The 16,581-nt window shown below is 69.1% G+C and carries 17 protein-coding genes; 10 read left to right on the top strand and 7 right to left on the bottom strand.

Features of this window, described 5'->3' with window-relative positions; genetic code table 11:
- Positions 1-5 precede the first annotated feature (5 nt).
- Complete coding sequence (locus tag ACWGID_RS28035) at positions 6-1,463, top strand: carboxylesterase/lipase family protein (protein ID WP_452201461.1); 1,458 nt, start codon at positions 6-8, stop codon at positions 1,461-1,463.
- Positions 1,464-2,626: 1,163 nt separating this feature from the next.
- Here the strand turns inward: ACWGID_RS28035 and ACWGID_RS28030 are convergent.
- From ACWGID_RS28030 to ACWGID_RS28015, 4 genes are all read right to left on the bottom strand, one after another.
- Positions 2,627-3,826, bottom strand: coding sequence for an RNA polymerase sigma factor (locus tag ACWGID_RS28030; RefSeq protein ID WP_452201459.1), 1,200 nt, complete (start codon positions 3,824-3,826; stop codon positions 2,627-2,629).
- 271 nt (positions 3,827-4,097) lie between these two features.
- Positions 4,098-4,514 carry a YciI family protein gene (locus tag ACWGID_RS28025; protein WP_452201457.1) on the bottom strand — a complete coding sequence of 139 codons (417 nt, stop codon included), beginning with the start codon at positions 4,512-4,514 and terminating at the stop codon, positions 4,098-4,100.
- A gap of 122 nt (positions 4,515-4,636) precedes the next feature.
- On the bottom strand, positions 4,637-5,092 hold the full coding sequence (locus ACWGID_RS28020) for a DUF3515 domain-containing protein (RefSeq protein ID WP_452201455.1): 456 nt from the start codon (positions 5,090-5,092) through the stop codon (positions 4,637-4,639).
- A 32-nt stretch (positions 5,093-5,124) separates the two neighbouring features.
- The gene (locus tag ACWGID_RS28015) at positions 5,125-5,361 is read right to left on the bottom strand and encodes an Lrp/AsnC family transcriptional regulator (protein ID WP_170990044.1); all 237 of its coding nucleotides are present in this window, start codon (positions 5,359-5,361) and stop codon (positions 5,125-5,127) included.
- 125 nt (positions 5,362-5,486) lie between these two features.
- On the opposite strand from ACWGID_RS28015, the gene ACWGID_RS28010 reads away from it, so the two are divergent.
- The 3 genes from ACWGID_RS28010 to ACWGID_RS28000 are packed head-to-tail and all read left to right on the top strand — an operon-like array spanning position 5,487 to position 7,943.
- Entirely contained in the window at positions 5,487-6,449 is a 963-nt protein-coding gene (locus ACWGID_RS28010; RefSeq protein WP_452201453.1) for a thiamine-phosphate kinase, read from the top strand.
- A 1-nt stretch (position 6,450) separates the two neighbouring features.
- Positions 6,451-7,257: a bifunctional hydroxymethylpyrimidine kinase/phosphomethylpyrimidine kinase gene (gene thiD, locus ACWGID_RS28005; protein WP_452201452.1), complete on the top strand. Its 807-nt coding sequence runs from the start codon at positions 6,451-6,453 to the stop codon at positions 7,255-7,257.
- A complete protein-coding gene (locus tag ACWGID_RS28000) occupies positions 7,254-7,943 on the top strand; it encodes a DinB family protein (RefSeq protein WP_452201451.1) in 690 nt (229 codons plus the stop codon). The genes thiD and ACWGID_RS28000 overlap by 4 nt, the downstream gene beginning before the upstream one ends.
- Here the strand turns inward: ACWGID_RS28000 and ACWGID_RS27995 are convergent.
- Positions 7,940-9,097: an ROK family protein gene (locus tag ACWGID_RS27995; RefSeq protein ID WP_452201450.1), complete on the bottom strand. Its 1,158-nt coding sequence runs from the start codon at positions 9,095-9,097 to the stop codon at positions 7,940-7,942. The two genes, ACWGID_RS28000 and ACWGID_RS27995, sit on opposite strands and share 4 nt — an antisense overlap.
- 48 nt (positions 9,098-9,145) lie before the next feature.
- Between ACWGID_RS27995 and ACWGID_RS27990 the strand changes: the two genes are divergently transcribed.
- The 4 genes from ACWGID_RS27990 (at position 9,146) to ACWGID_RS27975 (ending at position 12,487) form a co-directional block, all read left to right on the top strand.
- Entirely contained in the window at positions 9,146-9,766 is a 621-nt protein-coding gene (locus ACWGID_RS27990) for an HAD-IA family hydrolase (RefSeq protein WP_452201449.1), read from the top strand.
- On the top strand, positions 9,763-10,977 hold the full coding sequence (locus tag ACWGID_RS27985) for an MFS transporter (RefSeq protein ID WP_452201447.1): 1,215 nt from the start codon (positions 9,763-9,765) through the stop codon (positions 10,975-10,977). Before ACWGID_RS27990 ends, ACWGID_RS27985 begins: the two co-directional genes overlap by 4 nt.
- Positions 10,978-11,016: 39 nt before the next feature.
- A complete protein-coding gene (locus tag ACWGID_RS27980) occupies positions 11,017-11,859 on the top strand; it encodes an SMP-30/gluconolactonase/LRE family protein (RefSeq protein WP_452201445.1) in 843 nt (280 codons plus the stop codon).
- A gap of 133 nt (positions 11,860-11,992) precedes the next feature.
- Entirely contained in the window at positions 11,993-12,487 is a 495-nt protein-coding gene (locus ACWGID_RS27975) for a GNAT family N-acetyltransferase (RefSeq protein WP_452201444.1), read from the top strand.
- Here the strand turns inward: ACWGID_RS27975 and ACWGID_RS27970 are convergent, their stop codons facing one another.
- Together ACWGID_RS27970 and ACWGID_RS27965 are read right to left on the bottom strand one after the other, a co-directional pair.
- Positions 12,488-14,056 carry a GxGYxYP domain-containing protein gene (locus ACWGID_RS27970; protein ID WP_452201442.1) on the bottom strand — a complete coding sequence of 523 codons (1,569 nt, stop codon included), beginning with the start codon at positions 14,054-14,056 and terminating at the stop codon, positions 12,488-12,490. It lies immediately after the preceding gene.
- Positions 14,057-14,143: 87 nt separating this feature from the next.
- Positions 14,144-14,767: an HAD family hydrolase gene (locus tag ACWGID_RS27965; RefSeq protein WP_452201440.1), complete on the bottom strand. Its 624-nt coding sequence runs from the start codon at positions 14,765-14,767 to the stop codon at positions 14,144-14,146.
- A gap of 119 nt (positions 14,768-14,886) precedes the next feature.
- Here ACWGID_RS27965 and ACWGID_RS27960 point away from each other — a divergent pair, with 119 nt between their 5' ends.
- Positions 14,887-16,164 (top strand): ABC transporter substrate-binding protein, encoded by a 1,278-nt coding sequence (locus ACWGID_RS27960; protein ID WP_452201438.1) that lies wholly within the window; start codon positions 14,887-14,889, stop codon positions 16,162-16,164.
- 1 nt (position 16,165) lies between these two features.
- Positions 16,166-16,581, top strand: a 416-nt coding sequence (locus tag ACWGID_RS27955; RefSeq protein WP_452201436.1) for a carbohydrate ABC transporter permease, incomplete at its 3' end; no start/stop codon positions are given.

The following is a 16,581-nucleotide window of genomic DNA, read 5'->3' as shown; positions in this document are numbered from 1 at the left end:
TCCGCATGACCCTGGTTGCGACGCAGTACGGACCGGTCCGGGGGAGCGGCGACGACGTACTCGCCTTCAAGGGCATCCCGTACGCCGCGCCACCCGTCGGACCGAACCGCTTCCAGCCGCCGCAACCTGTTGTGCCTTGGACTGCGCCGCTGGACGCGACGCAGTACGGGGCGACGGCGCCGCAGAGCGAGGCGGCCAGCGAACTCGTCGCGCGGACGATCGTCCCGGGCGACGACTACCTGAACCTGAACGTCTGGACGCCGGCGCTCACCGGGCGCGCGGCCGTCATGGTCTTCATCCACGGCGGATCGTTCGTCAGCGGCGCCGGTTCGCTGTCCCTGTACGACGGCACGCGGTTCGCCCGCGACGGCGTCGTACTCGTGACGATCAACTACCGGCTCGGCGCGGACGGGTTCCTGTGGTTCGGCGACGGTGCTCCGAATCTCGGGCTGCTCGACCAGATCGCGGCGCTCACCTGGGTCCGCGACAACATCGCCGGCTTCGGCGGCGACCCGGACAACGTGACCGTGTTCGGCGAATCGGCCGGTGCGATGAGCGTCTGCACGCTGCTCGCGATGCCCGCCGCCGAAGGCCTGTTCCATCGGGCGATCGCGGAATCAGGCGCCGGTCACAACACGATCGGGGCTGAGACCGCTCGATTGGTCGGGACTCGGCTGGCCGCGGCGCTCGGTACTGCGCCGACGCGTGAGGCGATCGCCGACGTACCCATTGAGCGGCTGATCGCGGTGCAGGATCAACTCGGCCAGCAGGTGATGGCGAAGGCACGTCGCAAGGAGTGGGGCGATGTCTCTCGCACGTTGCTGCCGTTCGGTCCCGTGGTCGACGGCGTCCACCTGCCCGCGGCGCCGCTCGATCGCCTGCGGGCGGGGGCTGCCGCGGACGTCTCCGTGTTGATCGGGACGAACAGCGAGGAAGCGCGGCTCTTCCTCGTCCCAACCGGGGTCGGCGCCAAGTTCAACACACCGCTTTTGTATGCGGCGGCCGCTATGCGCTTCGGCCTATCCATTAACGGCGTACGCCGATATCGCGCCAACCGCCCCGGCGCGACGCCGGGGGACGTCCTGGCCGCGGTGATGACGGACTCGTACTACCGCATCCCGGCGATCCGGCTCGCGGAGTCGCATCCAGGGACCTTCATGTACGAGTTCGGCTGGCGTTCCCCCGCCTGCGGCGGAACCCTCGGCGCCTGCCACGCCCTCGAGCTGGCCTTCGTCTTCGACAACCTCGACGACCCGGCAGCCGCCGCGATGCTCGGCTCCGCCCCACCACAACACCTGGCCGACCTCGTACACCGCACCTGGGTCGATTTCGCCAAAACCGGCAACCCCGGCTGGGCCCCCTACACACCCACCCACCGCCTAAGCCGCCACTTCGCCACCGCCTCCGGCACCACCACCAACGACCGCCCCGAAGAACGCACCCCCTGGCCCACCCGCCCCTAACCCCACCCACCACCACGGACCAGGCACCACGAGCCCTACCGCGGCACCAATCCCTCCCCACCAGCACCCCCGCCATGCCCGCCGCGCCGCCCGCCCCGCCCCGCCCCGCGCTGCCCCGCCCCGCGCAGCACCGCGCTCGCCTCCCGGAACCCCGCGCCCCAAGCTCCGCGTCCCGCAGCTCCGCTCCCGCACCGGACCCGCCCCGCACCGCACCGCACCGCGCAGCACCGCGCCGCGCTGCACCGCACGCGCAGCACCGCGCTCGCTTCCCGGAACCCCGCGCCCCAAGCTCCGCGTCCCGCAGCCCACGTCCCAGACCGTGCTCCGGCGCCCGCGCTCTGCTCCTCGCGAGTTGCTGGAGCTGACAGAGCGCTCGTCCCACACGAGGGGATAACCCGTGCTGTCAGGGGTTCACCCCTCGCACACCAGTAGATAACCCCTCGCAGGAGTGGTTATCCCCTCGTGTGAAGGCCCAAGTGCGCCTCCGCATTCTTTGCAGCCCCGGCGCTCGCTGAACCACCACCGCCCGATCACCTTGGGGAGGATTGCCTACCCATGTCGGGTACCAAATCCTCCCCAACCCGCAGCCCGCCGCGTCCCGCACCTCGCGCCCGCGTCCCGCACCCCACTCCTCGCGAGTTGCTCTGGAGCTGACGGAGCGCTCGCCCCATGCGAGGGGATAACCCGTAGCGTTAGGGGTTCACCCCTCGCACACCAGTAGATAACCCCTCGCAGGAGTGGTTATCCCCTCGTGTGAGCCCAAGCGTGCCTCCGCAGTCTTTGCAGCCCCGGCGCTCACTGGACCACCCAACGCTGATCCACCCGATCACCTTGGGGAGGATCGCCCACCCATTCCGGGCACCAAATCCTCCCCAACCGCAGCTCCGCGCCCGCGTCCTGCGCCCCGCTCGTCGCCCCCGCGCCCACTAGACCGCCCATCGCTGACACACGCGATCGCCTTTGGGGAGGATTGCCTGCCGATTTCGGTGCAAAGTTCTCCCCAAACCTCCGCAGCGCCCTCCGCGCGCGGCCCGATTCTCGCGCTCGTGGGTGTGCCGCTCCTCGCGCCGTGTCCCGCGCTGCCTAACCGTCGCTGCGTGCTCATCGCGTGCGCGGGTGTGCAGAATCCGGCTTACGGACCGGCCTGTTAGTGGCTCGGCGGGCTACAGGTTGTTGGCTCGGGAGTGGAGGTAGCGCTGCTGGGGGACGCTGGTGGTTTGGGTGGCTGCTTGTTCGTACGCGGCTCGGGCTCCTGCTCGGTCGCCGGACATCTCGAGTAGATGCGCTCGCACCGCTGCCAAACGGTGGTCCTTCACGAGGCGGTCGTCGTTTTCGATGGAGTGCAGTAGCTTGAGGCCCTCGTCTGGGCCGTGTGCCATTGCGACGGCTACCGCGTGGTTCAGTTCGACCATTGGGTTGTCGGTTAGCCGCAGTAGGACCTCGTACAGCGCGACGATTTGTGGCCAGTCGGTTTCCTCGGCGGAGGGGGACTCGTCGTGTACTGCGGCGATCGCGGCCTGCACTTGGTACGGCCCGACCGGCCCGCGGGGGAGCGTCGCGGTGATCAGGTCGACGCCCTCTTGGATCAACTCCCGGATCCACAGCGATCGATCCTGCTCCGCCATCGGTACCAGTTCCCCGAGCGGACCCGTGCGCGCTGGGCGTCGCGCGTCGGTCAGCAGCATGAGCGCCAGCAACCCAGCCACCTCGGCGTCGTCGGGCAGCAACCGGTGAATCATCCGCGCCAGCCGGATCCCCTCGGCAGCCAACTCGACACGTTGCAGGCTCGGGCCCGTCGTACTGGCGTATCCCTCGTTGAAGATCAGGTACACGACCTTGAGGACCGCGCCCAGCCGCTCCTCCCGATCGGCCGGCAGCGTGAAGTGCGCGCCGCTGTCCTTGACGCTTGCCTTCGCCCGGGTGATCCGCCGCGTCATGGTTGCCTCCGGCACCAGGAACGCCCGTGCGATCTCCGTTGTCGTCAGACCGCCGACCGCCCGCAGCGTCAACGCGATCTGGGACGCCGGCGACAGCGAAGGGTGGCAGCACAGGAACAGCAGCACCAGCGTGTCGTCCGCATCTCCGACCGACTCACCGAGCGGCGCCCAGTGCGCGACCCGGTCCTCCCGCTGCTGACGGGACTGTTCACGCCGGAGCAGATCCGTCAGACGTCGGGAAGCCACCGTGATCAGCCACCCCCGCGGACTATCCGGTACGCCGTCCTTCGGCCACTGCTGCGCGGCGGCGAGCAGCGCCTCCTGCACCGCGTCCTCGGCCGTGTCGAAGTGCCCGTACCGCCGGACCAGCGCCCCGAGGACCTGCGGCACCAACGGCCGCAGGAGCTCCTCGAGGTCACCAGTCATGAACCCGCACCGTCCATCCGCGCCCTCGCGCTGCACAACGCGAGGCCGCTCGCCCTGCCGCGCCGGAGCGCCCCATGGGTCGGCGTGCTGTGCAACGCGAGGTCTGTCGCCGTGCCGCACCGGGGCGCGTCGTAGGTCTGCGCCCTCGAGCTCAGCGGGACCAGGCACGTTGACCCGCCGCACCGGAACGCGCTGTTCGTCTGCGCGCTCGCGGCCGGCGAGACGAGGCAGGTCGACCTGCCGTGCTGGAACTGTGGCGCGAGCACCTTGCTTACTCCACTAGCTCGTCGCGGCCTTCGACGATCGGTCGGACGTCGGCGTACGCCGTTGCTCGGACGAAGTCCGGCGCCGGGGTGTCCGCGAGCCGACCCGCGATCTCGGTGGCTCGGTCGAAGGATTCGCATTCGACGATCCAGTAGCCCGCGAGGACCTCCTGGGTCTCCGCGTACGGCCCGTCGGTGACGACCGACTGCCCGTCCTTCGACCCGAACCGGCGCGTCAGCACGGGTGCCGCCAGCGCGCGGGTCTCGACCAGCTCACCCGACTCGGCCAGCTCGTTGTTGAACTTCTCCATGAAGGCCCCCATCGCCGCGAAGTCCTCCGGCTTCCAGGCCGGCTTCCCGGTGTCCTTCCCCGCCATTCCGTCGTAGTCCTGCTGCGACGCGTACGTCAGGATCATGTACTTCATCAGCTTCTCCCGTCATCCAGGCACCCACCACCGGACACCTCCACCCGAGACGTCGCCGCTCCTCCTTCCGACCGGACACGACCACGCGACGAATTTCGATCTCGTCAGGGAGTATGCCGTTGTCAGGTGCAGGGCGTAACGAGTTTGTTGTGGCTGTGGATAGCGTCCGAGACGTCGGTGAGGGCGTTGGCTTCGGGGGTGTACTTGTCGGGGACGGCGACCTCTAGGTAGAGCTCGCGGCCGATGGTGGTGAAGATGTAGCCGTTCTGGACCTGCTTGGCGAACCAGCCGATGCCGTTGACCTCGAAGCACTGGGACTGCGCTTCGGCCATGCCGGCCGGTGGGGTGACGCCGCAGGTGACCTCGATGGGCGGGTCGCCGTACGCGGTGGTGAGCGGGCTCTCGGGGGTGGTCTTCCGCTGTTTCTGGTCGAGGACCTTGGTGGGCAGCGCCTGGACGAGTTGGGCGCAGGCGGCGGCGACCTCAGGTGCCGGGGAGGGGACCGGTACGGGCGTGGCGCCGGGGCTGCACCCGGCGAGCAGGAGAACGCCGAGCGCGGCGAGCAGGATCTTGGGCATACCGAAGCGGGGTGGGGCCCTGTGGACGACGATCAGATGTGGACGACCGGACAGGTCAGCGTGCGGGTGATGCCGGGAACGTTCTGGACCCGGGCAACCACCAGTTTGCCCAGCTCGTCGACGTTGCGGGCTTCCGCGCGGACGATCACGTCGTACGGACCGGTGACGTCCTCGGCCAGGGTGACGCCCTGGACCTCGGCGATCTGTGCCGCGACGTCGGCCGCGCGGCCGACCTCGGTCTGGATCAGGATGTAGGCCTGGACCACCACGTCGTTCTCCACTCAGTCGTCCTCAGCGGGGCTCCGGCCACAGTACTGCGAGGTGGCCGGGCGTACTCGTTGCTCCGTCACGGTACCGCCTAGACTCCGGCTAGCGATATGGGAGGTCAGTTGACGTGACAGAGACGTTGGGGAGCACCGGTGAGTTCGGCCTGATCGCGGCCGTCACCAAGGGGCTGTCCACAGGTGCGGACGTCCTGGTCGGTCCTGGTGACGATGCGGCCGTGATGGCGGTGCCGGACGGCCGGATGGTGATCACGACCGACCTGCTGGTGGAGGGCAGGCATTTCCGCCAGGACTGGTCGTCGGCGTACGACGTGGGTCGCAAGGCCGCCGCGCAGAACCTGGCGGACGTCGTGGCGATGGGTGCCCGTCCGACCGCGCTGGTGGTCGGTTTCGGCGGCCCCGCCGAGCTGCCGACCGCCTGGGCGCTGGAGCTGAACCAGGGCCTCGTGGACGAGTGTGAACTGGTCGAGGCCAGCATCATCGGCGGCGACACGGTCCAGTCCGACAAGATCGTGGTCTCGGTGACCGCGTTCGGCTCGCTGGACGGCCGGTCGCCGGTGCTGCGCTCGGGCGCGCGTCCCGGGGACGAGGTCGCGTACGTCGGCCGGCTCGGCTGGGCCGAGGCGGGCTGGGCGGTGCTCGCCCGCGGGTTCCGCTCGCCACGGGCCGTTGTCGAGGCGCACCGCCGCCCACAGCCGCCGTACGCCGAAGGGCCGCGGGCCGCGCTCGCCGGCGCCTCCTCGTTGTGCGACGTGAGTGACGGACTGCTGTCGGACCTCGGGCACATCGCGGCGGCGAGCCAGGTGAAGATCGATGTGCACACGAAGGCGCTCACCGTGCCCGAGCCGCTGCAGGCGGTGGCCGCGGCTACCGGTGTGGACGCGCTGAAGTTCGTGCTGACCGGCGGTGAGGACCACGCGCTGGTCGGCACCTTCGAGCCCGCCGACGTGCCCGACGGCTGGACCGTCATCGGCTCGGTTGCTGAGGGCAACGAAGAACTCCCGGCCGGGACCGTCACCGTAGACGGGTCGCCGTATGCTGCGGAGACAGGTCACGCCCACTTCAGGAGTTGAGATGGCACCGCCGAGAGTTCTGACGATCGCGGGTTCCGACTCCGGTGGCGGCGCGGGGATCCAGGCCGATCTGAAGGCGATGCTCGCCAACGGCGTGCACGGAATGAGCGTGCTGACCGCGATCACCGCGCAGAACAGCCTCGGCGTCCAGGGCGCCTGGGAGCTGCCGGAGGAGCAGGTGCGCGCGCAGTTCCACAGCGTGGTCGACGACATCGGTGTGGACGCGGTGAAGACCGGCATGCTGGCGTCCGAGTCCATGGTCCGGGTCGTTGCCTCGCTGCTGCGCACCCTGCCGCCGGAGGTGCCGGTCGTGGTCGACCCGGTGTCGGTGTCGAAGCACGGCGATGCGCTCCTCGCGGCCGACGCGATGGACGCCGTACGGTCCGAGATCGTCCCGCTGGCCACTGTCCTCACTCCGAACCTCACCGAGCTCGGTCCGGTCTCCGGCGTACAGCTGGAGACGGTCGAGGACCGGGAGCTCGCCGCGAAGGAGTTGCTGGACGCAGGCGCCTCGTGGGTGCTGGTGAAGGGCGGTCACGACGTCGGTACGGCGTCGACCGACGTACTGCACGGTCCAGGGGTACGCCGTTCGTACAGCGCGGTCCGGGCCGACAACAGGCACACGCACGGCACCGGCTGCACGCTGGCGAGCACCATAGCGGCGTACCTTGCTCGTGGGTACGACGTACCGAGTGCTGTCGGTGCGGCGAAGGAGTATGTGACCGGAGCGATCGCCGCCGGGTTCGCACTCGGCGACGGCATCGGACCGGTCGATCACGCATGGAGATTTCGAGGGAGCACCAGTTGAGCAAGCAGCAGCCCCCGGTCGACGGGTACTGCGAGCAGTGCGGTTTCAACTACGACACGGGTGACCTGCAGGGCACTGTGACGTTGCTGATCCGGCAGTCCGCCGACTGCAGCATGGCGTTGACGAAGGCCGCTGCCGGTCCGGACTCGAACGTGGTGCGGCTGCGGCCGGAGCCGGAGGTGTGGTCGGCGATCGAGTACGCCTGCCACGTGCGCGACGTACTCGAGGTGCAGCGGTTCCGGATCGCGCAGTGCCTGGCCGAGGACCGGCCGGTGTACGCGCCGATGGACCGAACGGGTCGGGTGAAGCAGGAGAAGTACGAGAACCAGGACCCGATGGAGGTCGCCGCCGCGCTGGTCCGGTTCGCGAAGGAGTTCGGGGCGGCAGCGCGGGTACTGCGGCCGCAGGAGCTCGGCAAGCTCGGGCTGTACAACTACCCGGTCCGCGCGCCGCGCACGCTGGGCTGGATCATCCGGCACACCGCCCACGAGATCCAGCACCACCGGCACGACATCATCGAGATCCTGGCGAAGGTCGAGCCGCCGATCGTCCCCAAACCCAAGGTCGAAGAAACCGAAGCCGACGACGCCGCGACCTCAGACGACGCGGTGACCTCAGACGACGCAGCGACCTCAGACGATGCGGCGTCCGAAGAGGTAGAAGAGGTAGCCGAAAGAGTCGACTAGCGCTGGGCGACCCAGGCGGCGACGGCCGGCTCACTCGTGAGCTGGTCCAACGCCAGCGCGGCCGCACCGCGGAGCGGACCGTCCAGCTGGTGCGTGGCGGGCAGCACCGGCGGGGGAGACCCACGGTGGAACGTCATCAGACCACCCCGGTACGCCTCGTCGAAGGTGCGCTCGGCAGCTGCACGCAGTGGGATCGCCAGACCGCCGATGGTGACCACATCGGGGTCGTGAGCGTTCACGAGCCCGGCGATGCCAGTACCGAGCGCAGCGACCACAGTGGCAACCGCATCGCGTGCAGCTCCGTCACTGCGCCGCAGTACCTCTTCGGTGTAGGCAACCGGGTCGTCCGGCATCGGCTGCTTGAGGTGGCGCGCCAACGCTCGTCCGTCGATCTCCAGGTCCCAGCAGCCACGCGCACCACACGGACAGGTCCGAGTACGGTCACCGAAGGGAATGTGACCGTACTCGCCACCTGCTCCCGACACGCCCTGCGCCGGTACTCCGTCGATCAGTAGCGTCCCGCCGAGACCCACCTCGATGATGAGGTGCACTGCCGTACCAGCTCCTGCCGCAGCACCCGTGCGGGCCTCTGCCACACCACTGAGCGTCGCGTCATTCCCGGCGAGCAGCGGGACCGCGGTGCCGGCGGTGACCTGCGCCAGGTCGAGCTCGGCCCACTCCAGCGTCGGTGCCTGCATCAGATGGTTGTCGCGAACAGTCCCTGGTACGGCGAGACTCACCATCTGCAGCCGAGCGCCGTACTGCTCCTGCGCCTGTTCCACTGCACGCCGCAGGTTGTTCAGCACGACCTGTGCGCGCCGACTCCGGTGCCGCTTGTACTGCGGCTCCTGCAGCGTCCCGTCGAGAGTCACGACCGCACTCCGCCAACTGCTCTGCCGCAGGTCGAGTGCGAGCACCACAGGTCCCTCAGGATGCGCCCGCAGCACCGTGGTCGGCCGGCCACGCCCCCGACTCGGCGCCGGCTCCTCGGTCAGCAGATGTACGTCGCGTAGCCGGGCGGTCACCTCAGTCGCGGAACCCGTACTGAGGCGCAGCGCCCGCGCGACAGCGGCCCGGGTGATCCCGGGCCGGCGGCTGACCTGGGTCAGCACGTCCGAAGCCGTCTGCCACTGTCCACGGCGCACTGGAGTCATCGCTGCCTTTCGCCTTATGCTCGGAGGACGAGTTTAATGGGAGGACTGATGGAGATCCGGGACATCCGCGCGGTGCTGTTCGACATGGACGGCACACTGGTGGATTCGGACGCGGTCGTGGACCGCTGCTGGAGCCGCTGGGCGGTCGAGTACGGGCTCGACCCGGCCGCCGTGCTCGCGGTCGCGCACGGGAACCCGGCGGCCGCGACGATCGCGCAGTTCCTGCCGGAGGCGTCGGCGGACGAGCGCACGGCCGCCTGGGCGCGGGTGTACGAACTCGAGGTCAACGACGTCGACGGTGTGGTCGAGAAGCCGGGCGCGGTCGACCTGATCGCGACGCTCGAGCGGATCGGGATGCCGTGGGCGGTCTACACCAGTGCGCCGGCGCAGTTGGCGAAGGTGCGACTGACCGCGGCCGGGATCGCGCCGGAGATCCTTGTGACCGTGGACGACGTACGCCGCGGGAAGCCGGACCCGGAGGGTTATCTGCGGGCCGCGGAGCTGGTCGGCGTACCGGCGGCGGCGTGCCTGGTGGTCGAGGACACCGTGGTCGGGCGGTCGGCCGGAGACGCGGCGGGCGCGATGACGGCCGGGCTGAAGGGTATTTCGGCGGATCTCGAGCTGGCGGACCTCCGGCAGCTCGATGCGCTGTTCAAAGGTCTGGAGTGACCACGCGCGCGGCGGCGCCGACGGCGGCCGGGGCGCGCGGCGACGAGGTACGGATCGGGATCGCGCTGTCGGCGATGGGGTTCGTGCTGGCCGGGCTCGGGGCGTGTGTGGCGATCCTGGCGCGGGATCTGAACGAGCCGACGAGCCGATTGGCCCTGCTGTCGTCGGGGTTCGCTGTCGGGTTACTGGTCGTGGCGGTGGTCGGCCCGCGGTTGCTGAGGTCGTGGGCGATGCCATCGGTGCTGGCGGCCGGGTCGGTGGTCTGCGCGATCGGTGCAGTGCTGATCGCGGTCGCACCGGCGTACTCCGTCGTGATCGCCGGTGGGCTGTTCGTCGGGCTCGGTGGGGCCTTGCTGGTGCTCGTCGCGCCGCTGATGCTGAACGGTCCGACAGCGGCCGCCCGATTGAGCCGGGTGAACGCGGTCGCCAGCGGCACCGGCATCCTCGCCCCACTCGCCATCGGCGCCCTGGACGGCCTCGGCCCCAGCGGCCGCCTCGCGATGATCGCCGCCGCGCCACCGCTGCTCCTCCTCGCGATCCTCACCAGACGCCTCGAGCCGACCCGCCGAACAACGCGAGCCACCACACGGGATGAGGCTCCGGTGGCGGTGTTGATTGATTCGGCGCCGGCGGTCGGGTTGGGGCGGAAGTGGCGCCGGGTCGGCCGACGGGTCGCGCTGGACGTCGGCGTGGGCTGGCTGCGAGTGGTGCTCGCGGTGTCGGTCGAGTTCTGTTTCGTGGTGTGGGCGGTGGCACGCTTGGTGGCGACCGGATTGCCGACAGCAACCGCGGCATTGCTCGGCAGCGCGTTCCCGATCGGTATGGCGATCGGTCGCGCGATCGGCCCGATCCACTGGCGCAACTGGTCCCCGGTGCTGCCCTCCGGCGCGCTCGCGGCGTGCGGCACCCTCCTCGTCAGCCTGTTCGACAGCCCGGCCGCAGTCGCGCTCGGCCTGGTGGTCGCCGGCCTCGGCGTCGCCCCTCTGTACCCGGTCACGCTGGCCGCCCTGGTCGCCACTCCCGGTCTCAGCTCGGCCCGCCTCGCCGCGATCGGCGCCCTCGCCTCCGGTACGGCGATCCTCTTCGCGCCCGCGACCCTCGCCGTCCTGGCCCGCGTCGTCGACCTCCGGACGGCGTACCTCGTGACGCTCCCGCTGATCGGCGTCCTGTTCTTCCTCAGCCGTCGATCTGGCCGATCCTCGTTCGTGTAGGGGGTGAATCGACCCCGAACAGACGAACGAGGTGGCGTGATGTCCGAGTTGAAGCTCCTGCTCGACGGCCTGGGATTCCCCGAGTCCGGCCGCTGGCACGACGGACGGCTGTGGTTCTGCAACTGGATCGAGCAGCAGGTCGTCGCGGTCGACGCCGACGGTACTACGGAGTACCTCGAGGTGCCGGTGGAGCGCCTGATGGGGTGGTCGATCGAGTGGTTGCCGGACGGCCGGATGCTGACCACCGGAGACAAGCTGCGCCGCTACGAGCCCGACGGCTCGATCACGGTGCTCGCCGAGCTGGCCGCGAACGAGATCGTGGTGGATGCCCGAGGCAACATCTATCTCGACGGCGCGGACTTCGACTTCGCCGGCGGGGAGGCGCCGAAACCGGGCTGGATCAAGCTGGTCACGCCGGACGGGCGGATCCGTGAGGTCGCCGGCGATATCGAGTTCCCGAACGGAATGCTGCTCACTCCGGACGGGAAGACGCTGGTGATCTCGGAGTCGTTCGCCGGCCGGCTGACCGCGTTCGACGTGGACCCCGACGGTGGGTTGTCGAACCGCCGGGTGTTCGCCGAGAACCTCGGTCCGGACGGGATCTGTCTCGACGCCGAGGGCGCGATCTGGGTGCAGACCGGGTCCGAGGGGGTCGTCCGGGTCACCGAGGGCGGCGAGATCCTGGACCGGATCGAGCTCGCGGAGAACCGGGCGCCGTTCGCGCTGGCGCTGGTCGACTTCGACGGTCCGACGTTGTGCGTCCTGACCGCCGAGTGGCGGATGAACGAACCGATCACCGACAACATCGGGCGGCTGATCAACGGTCCCCGGACCGGACAGGTGCACACGATCCAGGTCGCCGTACCGCCGGTTCGTCGGTAGGCTCGCCGGCATGGAGTGCTTCGCCGCCGGACGCATCCGGCGCTGACCCCGGCTCGTCGCCGCGCCCTCGTTCGAGGCAGCCGTGGCGGGCCGGTCGCGCCTGCCCGGATGCACCCAGTGAGAGGCACTTTCCATGCAGATTCGCCTGCAGATTCGTTCGTACGTCGACGCTGACCTGGCCCAGCTCATCGACCTCACCATCGACACCTTCGGGCCGTTCTTCGAGGAGTCGTTCCGCCCGCTGGTCGGCGAGACGATCTTCCACCACCAGCACGGCGACTGGCGCGGCGACTACCGGCGCCAGCTCCCCGCGCTGCATGCGCCGGAACAGCACAAGTACGTCGCCGTCGCAGAGCAGAACGGCATACCCGCCGGGTATGTCGCGTGGCATGTCGACGAGACGCGACGCCGGGGGACCGTCGAGTTGCTGGCGGTCGCGCGGGACGAGCGGCGGTCGAACCTCGCTACGGCGCTGTGCGAGCACGCGTTCGCAGCGATGCGTGCCGAGGGAGCGGAGTACGTCGAGATCGGCACCGGCGGCGACGACTTTCACGCGCCGGCCCGGGCGTTCTACGAGAGCCTCGGCTGCGTCCAGCTCCCGGTCGCGGTCTACTTCCGGGAGCTGTGACTACGGCTTGGCGTATTTGCCGACCATGCGGACGAGGGTGTCCGGCGGGACGACCTTGACGTGCGGAGCGAGTCCGTTGACGACCGACAGGACGTTGTCGACGGACTTGCTCCAGGCGTGCCAGACGACGATCGAATAGCCCGCGGTCGAGCGTGGGTTGCGAGTGGCGGCGTTCAGCTCGGCAGTGACCGAGGCCTCGTCGGCGCCGGGGAGTCCGTCCCACAGCATGGTGCGGGCGCCGATCACCGGCTTGCCCTCGGCCCAGGTGACCTTGCCCTTGAGGCCGTCGTACCTCGAGTACTCGAGGTAGATCAGCCCGTCGATCTCCCGATGCTTGAGGTACGACGACCACACGCCGGTCTTCTCGAACGCGTCGAAGTCGATGATCTGGGCCACCGAGAGATCGGCCCGGCCCATCGCGCGAGCGAGCGTGGCGGTGTGCTTGTCGAGCGCGCCCGCGGGATAGCGGCTCGGGTACAGGTACCCGCCGCCCGACGGACCGACGACCCAGCGATCCTTCCGGGAGTTGTCGTAGAACCAACGCATCACCGATGGCGCGAGATCGATCAGGGACGGCGAGATCCCCCAGCCGAGGTCGACCTCGCCACGACGCGGGCTGCCGAACCACCGTGGATCGGTCGGGAAATCACCGAGCGCCCACTGGATGTTGTCGCCGTCCGTGATCAGAAAGCTCACGTAGTGGGCGTCCGGATCCGGAGTGGGCAGGGCCGCGGAAACGTGCTGAGACAGCCGCTCCTCGCGAATGCCGGACAGCACCGACAGATTGCGGGCATGGTCGGCGGGCAGGGCCTTGACGCCGGCCGCCGAATTCACGCCGATGAACGCGTCCTCGCCGTGCGACGCGTCGCCCCAGCCGATCACCGTGCCGTCGTCGTCCAGTGCCTTGACCACCTCCGCCCGGAAGTCCGTGTTGCCGTCGAAGAACGCGAGTGCGCCCGCCATCGTGACGTAGTCCCGCAGCCGCTCGGGGATGTCCGCACGCTGCTCGACCGCGACGTCGTGCCGCAGTTTCGGCCAGTACGTGTCGAACACCCAGCGGTCGTCCTTGTCCCGCACGTCCAGGACCTTGCGCAACCCGTTGCGGATCGCGAGTGCCTCCAAGCTCTCCTCGATGGCGACGGCACCCGTCACACCCGCGAGCGTGGTCGCGACGTTGACCGACGGGGTGCCCGTACGAAAGAGAACATATCCGCGAACGCCCGACCGGCTGACGGTTTTCCACAGGTCGCCGGCGCGGGCCACGACGCCGTACCGGGAGGTCAGGTCGTCGAGCCAGTGCTGGTAGCCGAGCGTCGGCAGGTTCAGGTAGAGGGATTCACCGCTGCGGCGCGCCATCAGGCCCTGCAGCGTGGTCGCGAGGGTGCGCTCGGCGGTGCTGAGCGAGTCCTCGGCGAAGACGTTCAGCAAGCGCGGCCGTTGGCCCTTCGGGTACGGCGAGGGCGGGGCCGCCAGCGCGAGCGAGGGCGAGGCGGCGGCAGCCAGGCCGAGACCGGCGGTCAGGCCTAGGGCACGGCGGCGGGTGAGCGTACGACGTCGGCGATCGGACATGAGGTGCCTCCAGGGACGGCTGGTGGACTGTCCTACGTTGTCAGCTGCCCGGTGACGATGTCACAGCCGTCCCGCCATCACAAGACCTCAGTCCGGAATCGGCAGGTCGTACCGCCGAAGCAGCTTCTCCAACGCCGGTACGCCGGCCCCCAGGTCGTACACCTCCGCACGCAGCCCGACACCCAACGCACCGCTCACGTTGTCTTCGTTGTCGTCGATGAACAACACCTCAGAAGCCGGTACGTCGATCGCGCCCAGGATCGCCCGGAAGTACGCCGGATCCGGCTTGGCGAGCCCGAGATCGCACGAGTAGAACGTCTGGTCGAACCAGGCGCCGTACCCGCGCTCGTCCTGCATCAGCGTTCGCCGGTAGGCCTGCTGGTTCGTGGCGAGGTGACAGCCGATGCCGGCCGCCCGCAGCGACTGGATCAGCGCGACCACCTCGGGCTCCGCGACGAACCAGCTCCAAGGCTCCAGGGCCTCCTCGAGCGTCGCGGTCGAGTTCCAGCGGCGCAGTACGTCGGCCACCGCCTCCCGGAAGTCGCCTTTGCCGACCAGCGCGGGCTTCTCGGCGGCCATCAGATCGCCGATGAACGCGTCCGAGTCGGCGGGGACGAGTGACGCCAGCCGGGTCCACCAGTCGGAGCTGGGACGCTGCACGACCCCGTCGGCGTCGAACAGGACTGCGGAGACGACGGTCGGTGAGCTCATGAGACCAATCTTGTCATTGGAGCCTTGACCGGTTCAGTCGGTATGCGCTTACCTAATGGCTACGTAAACATATCTGGACACCTTCCGGCGAAAACCAACAGAAAGCGCCAGGTGAGGCTATGAGCTTGAGCAGAAGGCAGTTCCTCGCGGCCGGCTCCGCCGCAGCCGCCGCGGGTCTCACCGGCTGCGGATCCCGCAGCTCGCTGGGTGGAAAGAACGAGCTCAGCATGTGGACCTGGGTCGGGTCCGTCAACGACGGCCTGATCGGCCAGGCGGAGAAAGCGATCCCCGGGCACGACGCGATGAAGTTGTCGATGACGCGGATCGGGTCGAACTACAAGACCAAGGTGCTGACCGCGCTGGCCGGCAAGTCCCTGGTCCCGGACATCATCGCGATCAACGACGACGTCGCGACCTACTTCCCGAACGCGGACCAGTTCCACGACCTGAACGAACTCGGCGCCAAGGACCTCGCCAAGGACTTCCTGCCCTGGAAGTGGAAGCTCGGGATCACGCCGGACGACAAGATGATGGCCTACCCGATGGACACCGGGCCGACCGCGCTGTTCTACCGCACCGACATCTTCGGCAAGGCCGGGATCGACGTCGACCCCGCCGCGGTCGCCGAACTGGCGCCGGACTGGGACACCTACATCGCGCTCGGCAAGAAGGTGAAGCAGGCGGTGCCCGGATCGGCGATCACCGACAACATCACCAGCATCTTCAGCTACCGGATGGCCCAGCAGCCGAAGCGGTACATGACCGAGGACGGTCAGTACATCGGCGATCAGGACCACGTCCGGGAGGCCTTCGACCTGGCCGTTCGCGTGGTCAAGGAAGGGCTGTCGGCGAACGCCCAGAGCGGTTCGACCGACGCCGACGCGGTGGTGACGAACGGCCGGCTGGTCGCGTTCAACGCCGCGGTCTGGTGGGCCCAGCTCGGTCCGAAGAACGCGGCACCGAAGACCAAGGGTCTGTGGCGGGTGACGGCAGCTCCTGGTGGGGCCGGCAACCGTGGCGGGTCCTTCCTGGCGATCACGAAGTACTGCAAGAACCCCGAGGCCGCGTTCGCGTTCATCAGCTGGCTGGAGTCCTCGAAGAATCAGGCAGAGGCGTTCCTCGACCCGGTGCTGTTCCCGTCGACGCCGGCCAGTTACACCGACTCCCGGCTGAGCGCGCCCGACCCGTTCTTCGGCGGGCAGAAGATCGTCGACGTGTTCGCGGAGTCCGCCAAGAAGTACCCGGGCGCCTATTTCTCGGCGTACGACTCGGTCGTCGGTACGCCGTTGAGCAACGAGCTGATCAACGTCGAGACGGCCGGTAAGTCACCCGACCAGGCCTGGAGCGACGCGCAGGTCCAGATCAAACGCGAGCTGTCCCGAGCGGGGGCGATCTGAGATGGCAGTCACGAGCAAGGCCGCACCGGCGGCGGTCAGCGCCGCCGCCACGTCCGCCGACAAGCCGCCGAACAAGTACCGGCAGGCCCTCCCGCAGTACACCGCCGTCGCGCCGTTCTTCATCCTGTTCGCGATCTTCGGCGCGTTCCCGGTGCTGTTCTCGATCTGGATCTCGTTCCACTCCTGGGACGGCATCGGCCAGATGAAATGGGTCGGGCTGGAGCAGTACAACTACCTGCTGTCGGACCCGGTGTTCTGGAAGGCCATCGGCAACACGATGGTCATCTGGGTGCTGTCCACCGTGCCGATGCTGCTGCTGGCGCTGGTGATCGCCAACGCGCTGCACAACGCGACCCGGTTCCGCAGCTTCTACCGGATCGCCTACTTCATCCCGAACGTCACCTCGGTGGTCGCCGT

Source organism: Kribbella sp. NPDC054772, from assembly GCF_053611945.1.
The sequence above is the reverse complement of the archived record's forward strand: the minus strand, read 5'-3'. Positions and strand labels throughout refer to the sequence as shown.

Coding starts and splice junctions, on each gene's coding strand:
- ACWGID_RS27990 (WP_452201449.1), top strand. CDS start 9,146: ATGGAGATCCGGGACATCCGCGCGGTGCTGTTCGACATGGACGGCACA.
- ACWGID_RS28025 (WP_452201457.1), bottom strand. CDS start 4,514: ATGAAGTACATGATCCTGACGTACGCGTCGCAGCAGGACTACGACGGA.
- ACWGID_RS27975 (WP_452201444.1), top strand. CDS start 11,993: ATGCAGATTCGCCTGCAGATTCGTTCGTACGTCGACGCTGACCTGGCC.
- ACWGID_RS28020 (WP_452201455.1), bottom strand. CDS start 5,092: ATGCCCAAGATCCTGCTCGCCGCGCTCGGCGTTCTCCTGCTCGCCGGG.
- ACWGID_RS27960 (WP_452201438.1), top strand. CDS start 14,887: ATGAGCTTGAGCAGAAGGCAGTTCCTCGCGGCCGGCTCCGCCGCAGCC.
- ACWGID_RS27970 (WP_452201442.1), bottom strand. CDS start 14,056: ATGTCCGATCGCCGACGTCGTACGCTCACCCGCCGCCGTGCCCTAGGC.
- ACWGID_RS27980 (WP_452201445.1), top strand. CDS start 11,017: ATGTCCGAGTTGAAGCTCCTGCTCGACGGCCTGGGATTCCCCGAGTCC.
- ACWGID_RS27965 (WP_452201440.1), bottom strand. CDS start 14,767: ATGAGCTCACCGACCGTCGTCTCCGCAGTCCTGTTCGACGCCGACGGG.
- ACWGID_RS28035 (WP_452201461.1), top strand. CDS start 6: ATGACCCTGGTTGCGACGCAGTACGGACCGGTCCGGGGGAGCGGCGAC.
- thiD (WP_452201452.1), top strand. CDS start 6,451: ATGGCACCGCCGAGAGTTCTGACGATCGCGGGTTCCGACTCCGGTGGC.
- ACWGID_RS28030 (WP_452201459.1), bottom strand. CDS start 3,826: ATGACTGGTGACCTCGAGGAGCTCCTGCGGCCGTTGGTGCCGCAGGTC.
- ACWGID_RS27995 (WP_452201450.1), bottom strand. CDS start 9,097: ATGACTCCAGTGCGCCGTGGACAGTGGCAGACGGCTTCGGACGTGCTG.